Here is a 16,380-nt window from a genome sequence, read left to right as displayed (position 1 = left end):
CCATCTCCGGTTCCAGTCGTTTACACGCCCAGCCGGGCCGTCCGGAGCCGCTCGGCGAGGGTCGGGTCGCCGTCGACCAGCGCCCGGGAGGCGCGCTGCCGCCCGAAGAAGAAGACTGCGATCTCGCCCACATCACCGGTGATCCGCACCTGCGGCTCGTCACCGACCCGGATCGGGTCGAAGCCGTTGGCGGCGATCTCGGCACTGATCCCGAGCCGGCGCAGCGACCCGCGGACGATCAGCTTGAGGTTGCGGTAGAGGGTGGTCTCGAACTCCCGGTCGAGGGCCCGGGGCTCCCAGCCGCCGGTGCCGCGGCGCACGTCCTCGTGGTGGATGAACATCTCCATGGTGTTCGCCAGCGGGTCGACGACCGGATTGCTGACCGGGCTCCACACCGGTGGGGTGCGCAGCTGGGCGATCAGCTCCTGGTACGGCAGCGCCGCCCGGGCCAGCCGGACACTCTCCCCGTGCCCGGCCAGCGGCTTGATCAGCAGCCCGACCGCCGAGTCGGGCCGCCGCTCGCGGACCACGATGTGTGCCGCCAGGTCGCGTGTCGTCCACCCCTCGCAGAGCGTCGGAGCATCCGGTCCCGTGCTGGTCAGCAGGTCGGCGAGCCGCTCCCGCTCGATGCGGGCGTAGTTGGTCATGGATCGATCGTAGGCCCCGGTGTAATCGTGGCCACAATGTAAACGGGTGCGCAGTGGGCAAGGATGGACCGGTAAGGTCGGATGTGCCGACTAATACTTACCAGTCAGGTAGGAATGTGACCAGCGGGACCGGCAACGACGTGCTGGTACGGGGACTGCGGGTGCTCGGCCAGGCGATCCGGACAGAACCACGTCTCTTCACCATCAGCGCCCTGGGCAGTAGTTTCTTCGGCTTTCTGATCATTGCGAACTCGTACATCGTCGGCGCCGTCATCGGCCGGATCGTGGTGCCCGCCTTCACCGAGCGCCGGGTCGGCCCCGGCAGTCTCGCGCTGGCCGTCGCGGTCCTGCTGGGGATCAGCGGGCTGCGGGTGGCGAGCATCTGGGCCCGCCGGATCGGCGCCGGGTTCATGCAGTTCCGGCTGCAGGCGCGGTACCGGCGCGCGGTGACCCGCCGCTACCTGTCGCTGCCGCCCGAGTGGCACCAGCGGCACGCCACCGGCACCCTGCTCTCCAACGCCAGTTCGGACGTGGAGGCCGCGTTCGCGCCGATCGCGCCGCTGCCGTTCGCGGTCGGCACGATCGTGATGATCGCCGGGGCGCTGGGCGCGCTGTTCCTCACCGACTGGGTGCTGGCCCTGGTCGGGGTGGCGCTGTTCCCGGCGCTGTTCGCGCTGAACTTCTTCTACTCGCGGCGGATGGCCCCGCGCCAGATCCACGCCCAGCGGATGCGGGCCAAGGTGGCCGCGGTCGCTCACGAGAGCTTCGACGGCGCGCTGGTGGTCAAGACGATGGGCCGGGAGGCCGACGAGTCCCGCCGGTTCGGGGTGTTCGTCACCGAGTTGCGGGACGCGCTGGTCGCGGTGGGCCGGCTGCGCGGCGTCTTCGACCCGCTGATGGAGAGTCTGCCCAGCGTCGGCACCCTGGCCGTGCTGCTGATCGGCACCTGGCGGCTGCAGTCCGGCGCGATCACCGTCACCGAGGTGATCAGTGTCGCGTTCCTGTTCACCGTGCTGGCGTTCCCGGTGCGGGCGATCGGCTGGGTGGTCGGCGAGCTGCCGCGCAGCGTCGCCGGCTGGGAGCGGGTGCAGGCGGTGCTGTCGGCCGAGGGCGACCTGACGTACGGCGAGGGCGATCTGCCCGGCGCCGGTCCCGCCGAGCTGCGCTTCGACCGGGTCGACTACCGCTACGCCGACGGTCCGCCGGTGCTCACCGACGTCACCTTCAGCGTCCCGGCCGGGACCACCGTCGCCCTTGTCGGCGCGACCGGCTCGGGCAAGTCGACGATCGCCGCGCTGGCCATGCGCCTGGTCGACCCGGCATCCGGCACGGTGTCCCTCGACGGGGTGAAACTTCCCGATCTGTCGGCGCCCGCGCTGGCCGCCGCGACCGGACTGGTCCCGCAGATCCCCTTCGTCTTCGACGACACCATCCGCGGCAACGTCGCCCTGGACCGGCCGGAGATCGACGACGAGGCGGTACGGGCGGCGCTGCGCCTGGCTCAGGCCGACGGCTTCGTCACCGCGCTGCCGGAGGGTCTGGACACCGAGGTCGGCGAGCGGGGTACGTCGCTCTCCGGCGGGCAGCGGCAGCGGCTCACCCTGGCCCGCGCGCTGGCCGGCCGGCCGCGGCTGCTCGTGCTGGACGACGCGACCAGCGCGGTCGACCCCCGGGTGGAGGCCGCGATCCTCGGCGCGTTGCGCGAGTCGGGCACGTCGCTGCTGGTGGTGGCGTATCGGCGGGCCAGCATCGCGCTCGCCGACCAGGTCGTCTACCTGCATCAGGGGCGGGTGGTGGCGACCGGTTCGCACCTGGAGCTGATGGAGTCCCAGCCGGGTTACCGGGAGCTGGTCACGGCGTACGAGAAGGCTGATCAATGAGCGAGTTGGGAACCTTCGCCACCGTTCGGCGCGGGCTGTCGCTATCGCCGGAACTGCGGATCGGGCTGGCCGGCACGGTCGGCCTGGCGGTCCTGCAGATGTCCGGCCGGGTGGCCGTGCCGATCGCCGTGCAACAGGGCATCGACCACGGCATCAACGGCCCGTCCGGCCCGGACCCGGGTTTCGTCGTCACGGTGGTGGCGCTGACCCTGGCCGCGCTGATGGTCTCGACACTGTGCGGCTATCTGATGACCCGCCGCCTCTTCACGGTCAGCGAGACCGCGCTCGGTGGCCTGCGGTCCCGGACCTTCCGGCACATCCACGATCTGTCGATGCTGCACCAGCAGTCCGAGCGGCGCGGGTCGATGGTGTCCCGGGTGACCGGCGACGTCGACCAGATCTCCCAGTTCCTGCAGACCGGCGGTGTGCAGCTGCTGCTCGCCGCCGGCCAGCTGGTGGTGTCCACGGTGGTGATGTTCGCCTACTCGTGGCAGCTCAGTGTGGTGGTGCTGCTGGCCTTCGGCCCGGCCATCGGAGTGATCCGGCTCTTCCAGAAGCGGCTGGCGGGTGCCTACCGTACGGTCCGCGAGCGCACTGGTGTGATGCTCGGCACAGTCGCCGAATCGGTGGTCGGCGCCACCGTGATCCGAGCGTTCGGGGTCTCCGGCCGGACCGCCCGCCGCCTGGACACCGCGGTCGACGAATTGAAGACCGCCCAGCAGCGGGCCATGCGCACCAGCGTGACCAGTTTCTCCAGTGGTGAGATCAGTGCCGGCCTGGCCCTGTCCGGTGTGGTGGTGGTGGGTGTCCTGCTCGGGGTGGACGGCGAGCTCACGGTGGGCCGGCTGACCGCGTTCCTGTTCCTGGTGACGCTCTTCATCCAGCCCGTGCAGATCGCCACCGAGCAGCTCAACGAGGCGCAGAACGCGGTCGCCGGCTGGCGCCGGATCCTGGACGTGCTGGACGTCGACCCGGACGTGGCCGACCCTGACGACCAGGGTGTGGAGCTGCCGGCCGGGCCGCTGTCGGTGCGCTTCGACGACGTGTCGTTCCGCTACCCGGGCGGGCCGATCGTGCTGTCCGACGTGGACCTGACCCTCGACGCACGCCGCAAGTACGCGGTGGTGGGCGAGACCGGCAGCGGCAAGACGACGTTCGCGAAGCTGCTGACCCGCCTGATGGACCCGGCCGAGGGCACCGTGCTGCTGTCCGGGACGCCGCTGACATCGGTGCGGTTCTCGTCACTGCGGTCCCGGGTGGTGATGGTGCCGCAGGACGGGTTCCTCTTCGACGCGACGATCGCCGAGAACATCCGGTTCGCCGAGCCGTCGCTCACCGACGAGCAGCTGCGGACGGCCTTCGCCGAGCTGGGGCTGGCCGACTGGCTCGCCGGTCTGCCGGCCGGGCTGGAGACCGCGGTGGGCGAGCGGGGCGAGTCGCTCAGTGTGGGGGAGCGACAGCTGGTGGCGCTGGTCCGGGCGTACGTGGCCGACCCGGACCTGCTGGTGCTGGACGAGGCGACCAGCGCGGTCGACCCGGCCACCGAGGTGCGCCTGCAGTACGCGCTCGACCTGGTGACCCGCGGCCGGACCACGGTGGCGATCGCGCACCGGCTGTCCACCGCGGAGTCGGCGGACGAGGTGATCGTGGTGGATGCGGGCCGCGTCGTGCAACGCGGCCCGCACGCCCGCCTCGTCACCGAGGCGGGATCGATCTACGCCAAGCTCTACGCCAGCTGGTTGGAGCAGACACGCTGACCAGCTTCTGACCGGCCGAGGCCGGTGAGATGAGCGCGTCGCCCGCAGCGGCCGCGGGGAGCCGCGACCGCTGCGAGAGGCCCGCCATTTCAGCGATTCAAGAGCCTGTACTGCTGTTTAGCGTGCGTAGTACTCGACGACGAGCTGCTCGTCGCAGAGCACCGGGACCTCGGAGCGGGCCGGAACCCGGATCACCGTGGTCCGCAGCTCCTCGAGAACCGTCGACAGGTACGGCGCGGTCGGCCCGTCGATGTGGGTGCCGGTCGCCGCGATCTGGAACGGCGGCTTCTGCCGGGACGTCTCCTTGACCTCGATGACCTGACCCGGCTTCAGCTTGTAGCCGGGCCGGTCCACCTTCTTGCCGTCCACCGTGAAGTGACCGTGCACGACGAGCTGGCGGGCCTGGTAGATGGTCCGGGTGAAACCGGCCCGGAACACGGTGGCGTCGAGGCGGCGCTCGAGCAGCGTGACCATGGTCTCGCCGGTCTTGCCCTCAGCCTTGTGGGCGGCGTCGTAAGCCGCCCGCATCTGGACCTCGCTGATGTTGTACTGGTGCCGCAGCCGCTGCTTCTCCAGCAGTCGGACCTGGTAGTCCGAGGCCTTGCGACGGCCACGGCCGTGCACGCCCGGCGGGAACGGACGCCGCTCGAAGTACTTGACGCACTTACGGGTGAGAGGGATGCCGAGGGCGCGCGACAGCTTCGCCTTGGGTCGAGAGTTGTTCAACTGCGATCTCCTGTTACGGTTAGCCTTGCCTAACTTAGGTAAGCCTAACCGGTGCCCGGAGGTGCTCGTCATGCAACCCAGTCCCGCCGAGATCGCGCGCACTCTCGCGGCCGGTCACCTGCCCGCTGTCGCCCACATCGCCTGCCGTCCCGGACCCACCCCGGTCCGGCACGTCACCGACGCGCAGGGTCGCGTGCTGCTTCTCGTGCCCAGCGAGGGTACTCTCGCCGGCGCCCTGCGCCCACAGGACGGCAACGACGACACCGCGCTCGTGCTGGACATCCGGGACGTGCCGCCGATGGCGTCCTCACCGTCGCTCGGGCGGATCTGGGTCTCCGGCTGGGCCGCGAAACTCGACGGCGACGACGCCCGGGCCGCCGCGCTCGACTACGCCGACACCGACGCGTGCGGTGACCTGCTGGACATCGGGGAGAGCCAGGCCCTCTACCGGATGGAGGTCGCCGAGGTCCGCTGGGAGCGCAACGAGAAACTGGTCGAGATCGACCCGGACGACTACGCCGAGGCCACCCCGGACCCGCTGCGCGCCGTCGAGTTCGACCTGATCGCCGACCTCGCCGACCACCACATGAGCGAGATGAGCGACTACGTGCGCCGCCAGCTGGGCAAGGAGGCCCGGCCGGGCGACGAGCCCAAGGTGGTGCGGATGGACCGCTACGGCTTCCTGGTGCGGATGGGCGGTCGCAGCGCCCGCCTCGCCTTCCCCCGTCCGGTCACCGACCGGCACGATCTGGCGCACCTGCTGCACCCGATCCTCTGCCGGCGCTGCTGCGACAGCGGCGCCGCCTGAGACGAGGCGGGATCGGCGCGGCGACCTTCTGCCGCCGTCATGCCGCGCCGATCCCGTCTTCGAGCCCTGCCACCCGGTGCCGCGGGTGGCAGGGCTCACATCTTTCCCGGCCGGTTGACGTGGTGGAAGGCCGGACGACGAACGGCCGGTCCCGCGTGCGGAACCGGCCGTTCGTCGTCCGCGGCGAAGTCCTACAGCGACAGGATCCGGTCCAGGAACTCCCGGTAGCCGCGCATCGCCATCCGCATGCTCTCGGTGTCCGGGGTGTCGGTGCCGCGCAGCGGGTCCAACTCGTCCCGCTCGGCCAGCAGCACCTCGGTCAGCTCGTTGACCGCGTCGGTGAGCAGGTCGTGGGCCCGGGTCAGGGCGGTGACCGGGTCGTCGACGAACTCCGCCTTCACCTCGTGCCACGCCGCCCGGAAGTGCCGGGCCGCGTCCTCGTCCCAGATGGTGCGGCCGATCAGCGGCTCCTCGCCGTGCTGGTCGGCGGCCGTCTCGTCGGCCTGCGCCGCGCGACGGCCCGGCCGACGGATCGGCTCGGCGTCCTCCAGGCTGGCCGACCGACGGGCCACCGGAGTCGGCGCCTCCTCGGAGACCTCCTCACGGGCCCGGCGGGCGGGCGGCGCGGGCGGGAAGGTGAGGAAGTCCGACGGCGGGGTCACCGTGCCGGCCGGCGGGGCGGCCGGGGTGACCGACGCCACACCGAAGGCCTCGGCCGGGCGGCCCAGGCTGTAACCGGTCGGTGCGAAGCCGTACCCGCCGTCGGTGGCCGGCGGCAGACCGGTGTCGCCGAGGTCGATGGTCAGGTCCGGGGGCGTCCGCGTGGCCGGGATCTGCACCGAGGCCGAGGCGGTCGTCGGCGCCGGGGCGTCCGGCGCCGGGGAGACCGGCGCGGGCACACCCGGGTCGGCCGGCTCCGGCGCCGCGGCCGGCAGGCCGGACACCGGCTGAAGCGTCCCGGCCGGGTGATCCGGGGTGAAATCCGCGACCGTGTACGGGTTCGGTGCGTACGCCGGCGACACCGGAGCACCGGGCACCGGACCGCCGGAGACCGGGGTGCCCGGGATCGCCGGGATCGGCTGGGTCAGGCCGGGCACCGAGGCCCAGCCGGCGGCCGCGCGCGGCGGGTCGGCCGGAGCCTGTCCCGGCGACTCCTCGGCGGGCTCGCCCGAGGGGTCCGGGCCGGCCTCGCCGGTCTGCGCGTAACCGGGCGCGCCTGCCCGTCCGTTCATGTCCTCACGTCCGTTCTCGTCGCTGGGTCCCGCCACCTCGGCGGCCTCCTGGCCGGCGTCCGGTGGAGTCTGGTCCGCGGGCTCGTCCACAGGTGTGGCCTCGGCCGGCTCCTCGTCGGTCGGCTCGTCACCGACCTGAGGCTCACCCTCGGCGGTCTCGCCGGCGGGCTCCGGGTCGTCACCGTCCCGGTCGCCGTAGAGGAACCGCCCGGCACGCCTGCCGAGGCCGAAGCCACTCTCCGGCGCACCGGACTTTACGTCCTGTGCGGCCTCCGCCTCGTCCTCCGGAGGTACTGAGTGATCAGGATCGCCGTGCCGTTCCGACCCCGGCGGACCGGTCTCCGGGCGGTGGCCGACGGGGTGCCGCGGTGTGTTGCGACCAGCTCGGTTCAGCCCGAACGGGTCGGCCGCCCCGCTCGGATGGCGGGCCGCCGAGGCGATCGGCGCCAGCGGCGGGATCGGCCGGCTGCGGAACGTGCCGAGCGGTGAGCCGTTCAGCAGATCCGCCGGGGTCTCCAGCGGCTCGTCGGCCACCGGCTCCGGCTCGGGACGGACCTGCCAGAAGCGGGCCAGGCCGGGCGACGGCCGTGCGTTGTCGGGGCTGGACGTCGGCTCCATCTCGGTTCACCACTCCCGGTTGCGAGTCCGCGCCCGCCGGGATGCCTGGATACGCAGTTTCTCAGCCGTGCGGCACACCGGGCGGCGGGCGCCGGGCAGTAAGGCACGTACCGCGCTTCCCGGCGACGGTACCGCTCCGGATCGCCGAGCACACCCCCGGTTACCGGATCGTGGGCCCCCTGCGGGTCGTTACAGCTGTGGCGGGTGATGGGGGAGAATCGCTCCCGTGCCCGTACCCGATGTAGAGACCGCCCTGGACCCGGCCATCGCCGCCCGCCTCAAGCGCACCCCCGACGGCCTCGTCGCGGCGATCGTGCAGGAGCACGGCACCGGCGACGTGCTGATGCTCGGCTGGATGGACGACGAGGCCCTGCACCGCACCCTGACCACCGGCCGGGCCACCTACTGGTCCCGTAGCCGCCGGGAGTACTGGGTGAAGGGCGCCACCTCCGGCCACCACCAGCACGTGCGCAGCGTCTCCCTCGACTGCGACGGCGACGCGCTGCTGGTCACCGTGGTGCAGACCGGCGCCGCCTGCCACAACGGCACACACACCTGCTTCACCGACGACCTGCTTGCGGAGGACCAGTGACCAGCGGAGCCACGTTCCCGGACGAGGCCGGATTCGTCGCGGCCCGCAAGCGGGTCGTCCCGGTCACCCGCAAGCTGCTGGCCGACGGCGAGACCCCGATCGGGGTTTACACGAAACTCGCCGGCGGCCCGGGCACCTTCCTGCTCGAGTCGGCCGAGCAGGGCCTGGCCTGGTCGCGGTATTCGTTCGTCGGCGTCCGCAGTGTCGCCACCCTGACCGAGCGGGACGGACAGGCCGAGTGGCTGGGTGCCCCGCCCTCCGGGGTCCCGCTCGGCGGCGACCCGGTGGTGGCCCTGCGTGAGACGGTGGCCGCGCTGACCGGCGCCCTCGACGAGAGTCTGCCCCCGCTCACCGGCGGTCTGGTCGGCTATCTGAGCTACGACCTGGTCCGGCGCTTCGAGAAGCTGCCCGCCACCGCCGCCGACGACCTGCGTCTGCCCGAGCTCGGCATGCTGCTCGCCACCGACCTGGTGGTGCTCGACCACCACGAGGGCTCGGCGCTGCTGGTCGCCAACGCGGTGCTGGACGCGGACGCCGACGACGCGGCCCGCCGGGCGGCGTACCACCAGGCGGTCGGTCGGCTCGACGGGATGACCACCGCGCTGTCCCGGCCCACCCCGCCGATGGTCTCCACGGTCGACCGCCGCCCGGCCGGTGAGCCGGTCAGCCGTACTCTTCCGGGGGAGTATCAGAAGTCGGTCGAGGAGGCCAAGGAGGCGATCCGGGCCGGGGAGTGCTTCCAGATCGTGATGGCGCAGCGGTTCGAGCGGCCCACCGACGCCAACGCGCTGGACGTCTACCGGGTGCTGCGGGCCACCAACCCGAGCCCGTACATGTACCTGCTCCGCTTCGACGGCTTCGACATCGTCGGCTCGTCGCCGGAGGCGCATCTCAAGGTGAGCGCCAACCGGACCGCGCTGCTGCACCCGATCGCCGGCACCCGCTGGCGGGGCGCCACTCCGGAGCAGGACGCCGCGCTCGCCGCCGAGCTGCTGGCCGACCCGAAGGAGCGGTCCGAGCACGTGATGCTGGTCGACCTGGGCCGCAACGACCTGGGCCGGGTCTGTGAGCCGGGCAGTGTCGAGGTGCCGGAGTTCGCCCGGATCGAGCGGTACAGCCATGTCATGCACATCGTGTCGACCGTGGTCGGCCGGCTCCGTGCGGACCGTTCCGCGTTCGACGCGCTGGCCGCGACGTTCCCGGCCGGCACACTCTCCGGCGCGCCCAAGGTCCGGGCCATGGAGATCATCGAGCAGCTGGAACCGACCCGGCGCGGCCTCTACGGCGGCACGGTCGGCTACTTCGGCTTCGCCGGCGACATGGACATGGCGATCGCGATCCGGACCGCGCTGCTGAAGGACGGTGTGGCGTACGTCGGGGCGGGCGCCGGCATCGTCGCCGACTCCGACCCGGCCGCCGAGGAGCTGGAGACCCGCAACAAGGCCGCCGCGGTGCTCGCCGCCATCGCCTCGGCGGAGACCCTGCGCGCCGCCCGATGACGCCGAGCCCGAAGACGCCGAACCCCATGACACCGAGCCCGATGACGCCCGGCCCGGCGACGTCGGGCCCGCCGAAGCGCCGCCCGATGAGGACGTATCCCGCCGCCGTCGCGGCCGGTCTGGCCGGGGCCGGGCTCGCGCTTTTCGCGGCGACCAGGGTCTGGGCGGTCGATATCGAGCAAAGGCCCGGATTGTCAGATCTGCGGACTGTGCAGACCGGGGCGGAGACACAGCCGTGGCTGATCGGGCTGGCGGTGGTCGGTCTCGCCGGGACCGGAGCGCTGCTCGCCACCCGCGGTGTGGCCCGCCGGGTACTGGGAGTGCTGCTGGTCCTGACCGGTGCGGGCGTCGCGGCCGGCGCGATCCTGGCCCGGGCCGGTCTCGACCCGGGCTCGGCGAGCCCGGTCTGGCCGATCGCCTGCGTCTGCGGCGGCGCGGCGCTGGCGGCGGGTGGCGTCCTCGTCGCGCGTCACGGGCACCTGTGGTCGGCGATGTCGGCGCGGTACGAACGACGCCCGGCCACCCCGGCGGCGGTGGAACCGGACAGCCCCACCACGGGCCGGGACCTGTGGGACGCCCTGGACCGTGGTGAGGATCCGACCGCGCGCTGAGCGGCTCTTACCGGTTTGCGCCGGTCAGCGGCTTGACGCGACGGCGCCCGGCCGGGGCGCTGGCGATCATCGCGGCGACTGCCCGGGCGGTCTCCACCCGGGCGGCGGCCCGTGCCCGGTCGGCCTGGATGGCGTCCCACGCGTTCTCCCGCGCGGTCCGCACATTGTCCGAACCGACGACGGCCCGCTGGACGCCCGTGGCGACCTCGGCCGCCACCGAGACGAGCACTCGGGACATACCGGCAAAGTTCATCGGCTGGGGTGACTCAGTGGCCATGGGGTCGACTCCCGCATCATCGTCCGGCTGGCTGACGGCGTACTGGACGCCGGGACAAGTCTGCCCGAGTCACATGATGGTGGAGTCGTATTTCCGCTCGGTGACACTCGTGTCAACGCGGAGTGGTATCGGCCGAACGGAGGAGGAGTCCCAGCACAACGGCTTGCGCACTATTCGCAGGGTGTGAGCGATGAGACATCCCCGACGGGCAGCCAGGCATTATGCCGCAGTCCATTCCGTGAGGCGCGCCATACCCCCGGCACCCCGTCACCCGCCGTCACCTCCTAGCATCGGGCCGAAGACACCCGGAGAGGGGAGTCATTACGTGACATCCGATCAGGCGGAAGCGGGCAGTGGCGGAACCGCTCGCGGAGCGGCAAAGCAGAACGTTCTCGAGGAGATCCTCGCCGGCGTCCGGGAGGACGTCGCGGCGCGGCAGGCACAGGTGCCTCTCGAGCGGGTGCGGGAGCTCGCAGCGGCGGCCCCGCCCGCGATCGACGCGTACGCGGCGTTGCGCAAGCCCGGCGTGGCGGTGATCGCCGAAGTGAAGCGGGCGTCCCCGTCCAAGGGCGCCATCGCCGACATTCCCGACCCGGCCGAGCTGGCGGGGGAGTATGCGCAGGGCGGCGCCCGATGCATCAGCGTCCTCACCGAGGGCCGCTGGTTCGGTGGCTCGCTGGACGATCTCGCCGCGGTTCGCGCCGCCGTGAAGATCCCGGTGCTGCGCAAGGACTTCGTGGTCTCCAGCTATCAGGTGCACGAGGCGCGCGCCCACGGCGCCGACCTGGTGCTGCTGATCGTCGCGGCCCTGGAGCAGAACGTTCTGGTCGGCCTCCTGGAGCGCATCGAGTCGCTGGGCATGACCGCCCTCGTCGAGGTGCACAACGAGGAGGAGGCGGATCGGGCGCTCGAGGCGAACGCGAAGGTCATCGGGGTGAACGCCCGTGACCTGCGGACCCTCGAGGTGGACCGGTCGGTCTTCGAGCGGATCGCGCCCGGCCTCCCGCAGAACGTGGTGAAGATCGCCGAGTCGGGTGTGCGCGGGCCGCACGACCTGATCCGCTACGCGTCCGCAGGCGCCGACGCGGTGCTGGTCGGCGAGGGCCTGGTGACCCAGAAGTCGCCGCGTGACGCGGTGGCCGAGCTGGTCAACGCCGGAAACCACCCGGCGACGCCGAGGCCGGTGCGGTGAGCGCCCCGACGCTGCCGGACCTCGCCGGACACTTCGGGAGGTACGGCGGACGGTTCGTGCCCGAGGCGCTGATCAAGGCACTCGACGAGCTGGACGCCGCGTACCGGTCGGCCAAGCAGGACCCGGAGTTCCAGAAGACCTTCGAGGGCCTTCTGCTGAACTACGCGGGCGTGCCGTCGCTGCTCTACCGGGCGAACCGGCTCTCCGAGGCTCTGGGCGCGGAGATCCTGCTGAAGCGGGAGGACCTGAACCACACCGGCGCCCACAAGGTGCGCAACGTGCTGGGGCAGGCGCTGCTCGCCAAGCGGATGGGCAAGCCCCGGGTGATCGCCGAGACCGGCGCCGGGCAGCACGGCGTGGCCAGCGCGACCGCGGCCGCCCTGCTCGACCTGGAGTGCGTCGTCTACATGGGCGAGACCGACACCCAGCGGCAGGCGCTCAACGTGGCCCGGATGCGGATGCTCGGCGCGACCGTGATCCCGGTGACGAACGGGTCCCGTACCCTCAAGGACGCTCTGAACGAGGCGCTGCGGGACTGGGTCTCCACCGTCGAGACCACCCACTACCTCCTGGGGACCGCGGCCGGCCCGCACCCGTTCCCGGAGCTGGTGCGCGACTTCGTCGGAGGGATCGGCGTCGAGGCCCGGGCCCAGTGCCTGGAGCAGCTCGGCCGCTTGCCCGATGCGGTGGCCGCGTGCGTGGGCGGCGGGTCCAACGCGATCGGCATCTTCCACGCGTTCGTGCCCGACGAGGGCGTCCGGCTGTACGGCTTCGAGGCCGGCGGCGACGGTGTGGAGACCGGCCGGCACGCGGCGTCGATCACCGGCGGCTCGGTCGGTGTGCTGCACGGCAACCGCACCTACCTGCTCCAGGACGACGACGGTCAGACCATCGAGTCGCACTCGATCTCGGCCGGCCTGGACTATCCGGGTGTCGGCCCGGAGCACGCCTGGCTGCACGACACCGGCCGAGCGGTCTACGAGCCGGTGACCGACGCCGAGGCGATGGCCGCGTTCCAGCTGCTCTGCCGGACCGAGGGGATCATCCCGGCGATCGAGAGCTCGCACGCTCTCGCGGGCGTCGCGAAGATCGCCCCGCGCCTGCGCGAGGAGCTGGGCCGGACGCCGACGATCGTGGTCAACCTGTCCGGTCGCGGCGACAAGGACGTGCACACCGCCGGCGCCTACTTCGGCATCCTCGACCAGAACGAGACGGTCGTCCCGGGGGAGAACACGTGAGTATCGCCGAGACGTTCGCCAAGGCGAAGGCGGAGAACCGTTCGGTGCTGGTCGGCTGCATGCCGGCCGGGTTCCCGACGGTCGACCACAGCATCGAGCAGATGATCGCGATGCACGAGGCCGGCTGCGACGTGATCGAGGTCGAGCTGCCGTACTCGGACCCGGTGATGGACGGCCCGGTGATCCAGAAGGCGAGCGACATCGCGCTGGCCAACGGGGTCCGCACCCGGGACACCCTGAAGATCATCGACGCGGTCTCCTCGGCGGGCGCCACGGTCGTGCTGATGACCTACTGGAACCCGATCGAGAAGTACGGTGTCGACGCGTTCGCCCGTGACCTGGCCTCGGCCGGGGCGACCGGGCTGATCACACCGGACCTGATCCCGGACGAGGCGGCCGAGTGGATCGCCGCGTCGGACGCGCACCGGATCGACCGGACGTTCCTGGTGGCGCCGAGCTCCACCGACGAGCGGATCGCGATGACCCTGGCGAACTGCCGCGGCTTCGTCTACGCGACCGCGCTGATGGGTGTCACCGGCGCCCGCAAGACCGTGTCGTCGCAGGCCCCCGAGCTGGTCCAGCGGATCCGGTCGATCGACCCGGAGATGCCGGTGGGCGTGGGCCTGGGCGTCGGCAACGGCCGGCAGGCGGCCGAGGTGGCCGCGTTCGCCGACGGGGTGATCGTCGGCAGCGCGCTGATCCGGTGCGTGTTGGAGGCCGGCGACCGGGCCACCGGCCTGAGCAACCTGCGTGCTCTGAGCACCGAGCTGGCCGAGGGTGTGCGCACGCGCTGACTGTGATGACGCTGAGGGCGCCGGCTGAATTCTGCCGGTGCCCTGGGCATCACAGATCGACCGCGCGACGGTAGCGTGTGCACCCGTGATTATCGCCGCCATCCCCAGCCCCACCGAGTCGGTGTGGCATGTGCTCGGATTTCCGATCCGCGCCTACGCCCTCTGCATCATCGCCGGCATGGTTGTCGCGACGCTCCTGCTGGAGCAGCGGTTGCGTCACCGCGGGGCGGCGCCGTGGGTCTCGCTGGACATCGTGGTCTGGGCCGTGCCGTTCGGCATCATCGGCGCCCGGATCTACCACGTCATCACCTCGCCGGGTGACTACTTCGGTGCCGACGGTGACCCGGTCAAGGCGTTCTTCATCTGGGAGGGCGGCCTCGGCATCTGGGGTGCGGTCGCCGGTGGTGCGGTCGGCGCGTGGATCGCGGCCCGCCAAATCGGCATCCCGCTGAGCGTGATCGCCGACTCGCTGGCCCCGGCGCTGCCTGTCGCGCAGGCGATCGGCCGGCTCGGCAACTGGTTCAACAACGAGCTGTACGGCAGCGTCACCACCCTGCCGTGGGGTCTCGAGGTGCACGAGATGGACTCGTCGAACCCCGGTCACGCCGTGATGATCGACGGTGAGCCGGTGACCCGTCCCGATCTCTACCACCCCACGTTCCTCTACGAGCTGGTCTGGAACCTGGGTGTCGCCGCGCTGGTCTGGCTGCTGGACCGGAAGTTCAAGTTCGGCAAGGGCCGTGCCTTCGCGCTGTACGTGATGGCCTACACGGTCGGCCGTTTCTGGATCGAGATCCTGCGTGAGGACACCGCGACCCACTTCTTCGGGATCCGGCTCAACGTCTACACCTCGGCCATCGTCTTCCTCGGTGCGGCGATCTACTTCGTCGTGATGAAGGGTCCGCGCGGTTACGTGGTGCCGATCGAGGGCCCGGACAGCACGCCCGCCGGGGACGCCGCCGACAGCGACGTCTCGCAGGTCGACGTGACCGCCACCGCCAAGAGCACCGAGCGCAAGATGCCGATCGGCTATCGGGTGGTCTCCGAGGAGCAGTTCCTGGAGTACCAGAAGACCGGGGTCGCGCCCACCGAGGACGACGACGCGGAGGAGCCGGTCGCCGCCACTGTCGGCGAATCCGACAAACCGGCCGACAAACCTTCAGACGAGAACTGATTCCCATGCGTACGGCCGTGGTGGTGGGCGGGGGAATGGCCGGCCTGGCCGCCGCGGGCACGCTGTCCCGTTCCGGCTGGCGGGTGACCGTCCTGGAACGGGCCGAACGGGTCGCCGCACCACCGACCGCGGTGGTGCTGTGGCCCAACGGCCTACGTGCGTTGCAGTCCCTCGACCCGGACGGCGGTTGGACGGCGATCGCGTCGCCGCTGCCGGACGGCGGGGTCCGCCGACCGGACGGGCAGTGGCTGGTCTCGCCACGCGCCCGGTCCAATGCCGGCGCGTCCCCGGCGGTCGCCCATCTGGAGGACGTCTACGACGCCCTGGTCGCGGGTCTCGGCGACGTGGAACTGCGGACCGGTTTCGAGGCGACCACGATCCGGACCGGTCTGCGCACCCGCCCGATGGTCAGCGACGGCCGGACCACGATCGAGGCGGACCTGCTGGTCGGCGCGGACGGCATCGACAGCCGGGTGCGGGCCGCGGTCGCGCCCGAGTCGGTGGCGGTCGGTTCCGGTTTCGCCGCCTGGCAGGCGGTCATCCCCGGGTTCCGGGTGCCCCGGCTGGACGGCGACCGCTGTGTCGGCGGCGAGACGCTCGGCGCCGGTTACCGGTTCGTGGCGATGCCGCTCGGCGATCACGCGGCCGGGCGCGGCGGTGTCTACTGGGTGGCCACGGCAGCCGGCGCGGCCCGGCCGGAGGCCCCCGCGACCCAGCTCGCCCTGCTGCGCCGCTGGTTCGCCGGCTGGCACGAGCCGGTCGGTGCGCTGTTGGCGGCCACCCATCCGGAGGATCTGGTGCCGCAGGGTGTCCGGGAGCTGCGCCCGCTGCCGCGCGCTTACGGTTTCCCGGCCGGTCCGGGTGGTGTCGTCCTGGTCGGCGACGCCGCCCACGCCATGCCGCACCACCTGGGGCAGGGTGCCTGCCTGGCCTTCGAGGACGTGGCGACCTTGCGTTCGCTGGTCGCCGACGTCGAACCGGGCGACGCCCTGACTGCGGCGGTCGAGACCTACAGCCGTCTGCGCCGCCCACGCACCACCACCGTGGTCCGGCAGAACCGCCGGATGTCCGCGGTGGTCCAGGCTCGCGGCCGGCTCGCGCTGCGCGCCCGCGATGCCGCGCTGAACCATATGCGCCCACGGATGTTGGCCCGTTCCCTGGACCCGTCCGCCGACTGGACGCCGCCGGAATAAACGCCCGACGGAATGGCGTCCGCGTTCAACTCCCGGCAAAACCCAAAATGCAACGCTGCAATTCATCTGGTACGCACGTAACCGCACACAACCGCACCATTCCCGCTCCGCCGGTTCCCGCGACGCCCGCGAATCCCCGACC

General features: G+C 71.8%; 15 protein-coding genes. 11 read left to right on the top strand and 4 right to left on the bottom strand.

The features are described from left to right. Positions 1 to 20: 20 nt before the first annotated feature. Complete coding sequence (locus Q0Z83_RS35445) at positions 21 to 647, bottom strand: TIGR03085 family metal-binding protein (RefSeq protein ID WP_317787598.1); 627 nt, start codon at positions 645 to 647, stop codon at positions 21 to 23. Positions 648 to 763: 116 nt separating this feature from the next. Between Q0Z83_RS35445 and Q0Z83_RS35440 the strand changes: the two genes are divergently transcribed. Together Q0Z83_RS35440 and Q0Z83_RS35435 are read left to right on the top strand one after the other, a co-directional pair. Next, entirely contained in the window at positions 764 to 2,527 is a 1,764-nt protein-coding gene (locus Q0Z83_RS35440; RefSeq protein ID WP_317787597.1) for an ABC transporter ATP-binding protein, read from the top strand. After that, entirely contained in the window at positions 2,524 to 4,284 is a 1,761-nt protein-coding gene (locus Q0Z83_RS35435) for an ABC transporter ATP-binding protein (protein ID WP_317787596.1), read from the top strand. The genes Q0Z83_RS35440 and Q0Z83_RS35435 overlap by 4 nt, the downstream gene beginning before the upstream one ends. Positions 4,285 to 4,401: 117 nt before the next feature. Here the strand turns inward: Q0Z83_RS35435 and rpsD are convergent, their stop codons facing one another. Next, a complete protein-coding gene (gene rpsD, locus Q0Z83_RS35430) occupies positions 4,402 to 5,010 on the bottom strand; it encodes a 30S ribosomal protein S4 (RefSeq protein WP_317787595.1) in 609 nt (202 codons plus the stop codon). A gap of 70 nt (positions 5,011 to 5,080) precedes the next feature. On the opposite strand from rpsD, the gene Q0Z83_RS35425 reads away from it, so the two are divergent. Beyond that, complete coding sequence (locus Q0Z83_RS35425) at positions 5,081 to 5,818, top strand: DUF2470 domain-containing protein (RefSeq protein WP_317787594.1); 738 nt, start codon at positions 5,081 to 5,083, stop codon at positions 5,816 to 5,818. Positions 5,819 to 6,009: 191 nt separating this feature from the next. Here the strand turns inward: Q0Z83_RS35425 and Q0Z83_RS35420 are convergent, their stop codons facing one another. Then, positions 6,010 to 7,668, bottom strand: a complete 1,659-nt coding sequence (locus Q0Z83_RS35420; protein ID WP_317787593.1) for a hypothetical protein — start codon at positions 7,666 to 7,668, stop codon at positions 6,010 to 6,012. 226 nt (positions 7,669 to 7,894) lie between these two features. Between Q0Z83_RS35420 and hisI the strand changes: the two genes are divergently transcribed. From hisI to Q0Z83_RS35405, 3 genes are all read left to right on the top strand, one after another. Beyond that, positions 7,895 to 8,260, top strand: a complete 366-nt coding sequence (hisI, locus tag Q0Z83_RS35415; protein ID WP_317787592.1) for a phosphoribosyl-AMP cyclohydrolase — start codon at positions 7,895 to 7,897, stop codon at positions 8,258 to 8,260. Then, positions 8,257 to 9,759, top strand: coding sequence for an anthranilate synthase component I (locus tag Q0Z83_RS35410; RefSeq protein WP_317787591.1), 1,503 nt, complete (start codon positions 8,257 to 8,259; stop codon positions 9,757 to 9,759). Before hisI ends, Q0Z83_RS35410 begins: the two co-directional genes overlap by 4 nt. Positions 9,760 to 9,845: 86 nt before the next feature. Next, on the top strand, positions 9,846 to 10,370 hold the full coding sequence (locus Q0Z83_RS35405) for a Trp biosynthesis-associated membrane protein (RefSeq protein WP_317787590.1): 525 nt from the start codon (positions 9,846 to 9,848) through the stop codon (positions 10,368 to 10,370). A gap of 7 nt (positions 10,371 to 10,377) precedes the next feature. Here the strand turns inward: Q0Z83_RS35405 and Q0Z83_RS35400 are convergent, their stop codons facing one another. Next, a complete protein-coding gene (locus Q0Z83_RS35400) occupies positions 10,378 to 10,608 on the bottom strand; it encodes a hypothetical protein (protein ID WP_317787589.1) in 231 nt (76 codons plus the stop codon). 439 nt (positions 10,609 to 11,047) lie between these two features. Between Q0Z83_RS35400 and trpC the strand changes: the two genes are divergently transcribed. From trpC to Q0Z83_RS35375, 5 genes are all read left to right on the top strand, one after another. After that, positions 11,048 to 11,839, top strand: coding sequence for an indole-3-glycerol phosphate synthase TrpC (gene trpC, locus Q0Z83_RS35395; protein ID WP_317797202.1), 792 nt, complete (start codon positions 11,048 to 11,050; stop codon positions 11,837 to 11,839). Beyond that, entirely contained in the window at positions 11,836 to 13,077 is a 1,242-nt protein-coding gene (gene trpB, locus Q0Z83_RS35390; RefSeq protein WP_317787588.1) for a tryptophan synthase subunit beta, read from the top strand. Before trpC ends, trpB begins: the two co-directional genes overlap by 4 nt. Continuing rightward, positions 13,074 to 13,871: a tryptophan synthase subunit alpha gene (gene trpA / locus Q0Z83_RS35385; protein ID WP_317787587.1), complete on the top strand. Its 798-nt coding sequence runs from the start codon at positions 13,074 to 13,076 to the stop codon at positions 13,869 to 13,871. The genes trpB and trpA overlap by 4 nt, the downstream gene beginning before the upstream one ends. An 85-nt stretch (positions 13,872 to 13,956) precedes the next feature. Then, entirely contained in the window at positions 13,957 to 15,045 is a 1,089-nt protein-coding gene (gene lgt / locus Q0Z83_RS35380; RefSeq protein ID WP_317787586.1) for a prolipoprotein diacylglyceryl transferase, read from the top strand. 5 nt (positions 15,046 to 15,050) lie between these two features. Continuing rightward, a complete protein-coding gene (locus Q0Z83_RS35375; protein WP_317787585.1) occupies positions 15,051 to 16,238 on the top strand; it encodes an FAD-dependent oxidoreductase in 1,188 nt (395 codons plus the stop codon). The last annotated feature ends 142 nt before the right edge of the window (positions 16,239 to 16,380 follow it).

The sequence above is a fragment of the Actinoplanes sichuanensis genome (assembly GCF_033097365.1).
Classification (GTDB): domain Bacteria; phylum Actinomycetota; class Actinomycetes; order Mycobacteriales; family Micromonosporaceae; genus Actinoplanes; species Actinoplanes sichuanensis.
Note: the sequence above shows the minus strand (reverse complement) of the source record. Positions and strands in the feature narration are given on the sequence as shown.

What these genes read in the sequence shown, in the direction of transcription:
- Q0Z83_RS35445 (WP_317787598.1), bottom strand. Translation starts at nt 647, where the DNA reads ATGACCAACTACGCCCGCATCGAGCGGGAGCGGCTCGCCGACCTGCTG.
- Q0Z83_RS35435 (WP_317787596.1), top strand. Translation starts at nt 2,524, where the DNA reads ATGAGCGAGTTGGGAACCTTCGCCACCGTTCGGCGCGGGCTGTCGCTA.
- Q0Z83_RS35425 (WP_317787594.1), top strand. Translation starts at nt 5,081, where the DNA reads ATGCAACCCAGTCCCGCCGAGATCGCGCGCACTCTCGCGGCCGGTCAC.
- Q0Z83_RS35420 (WP_317787593.1), bottom strand. Translation starts at nt 7,668, where the DNA reads ATGGAGCCGACGTCCAGCCCCGACAACGCACGGCCGTCGCCCGGCCTG.
- Q0Z83_RS35405 (WP_317787590.1), top strand. Translation starts at nt 9,846, where the DNA reads ATGAGGACGTATCCCGCCGCCGTCGCGGCCGGTCTGGCCGGGGCCGGG.
- Q0Z83_RS35400 (WP_317787589.1), bottom strand. Translation starts at nt 10,608, where the DNA reads ATGTCCCGAGTGCTCGTCTCGGTGGCGGCCGAGGTCGCCACGGGCGTC.
- Q0Z83_RS35375 (WP_317787585.1), top strand. Translation starts at nt 15,051, where the DNA reads ATGCGTACGGCCGTGGTGGTGGGCGGGGGAATGGCCGGCCTGGCCGCC.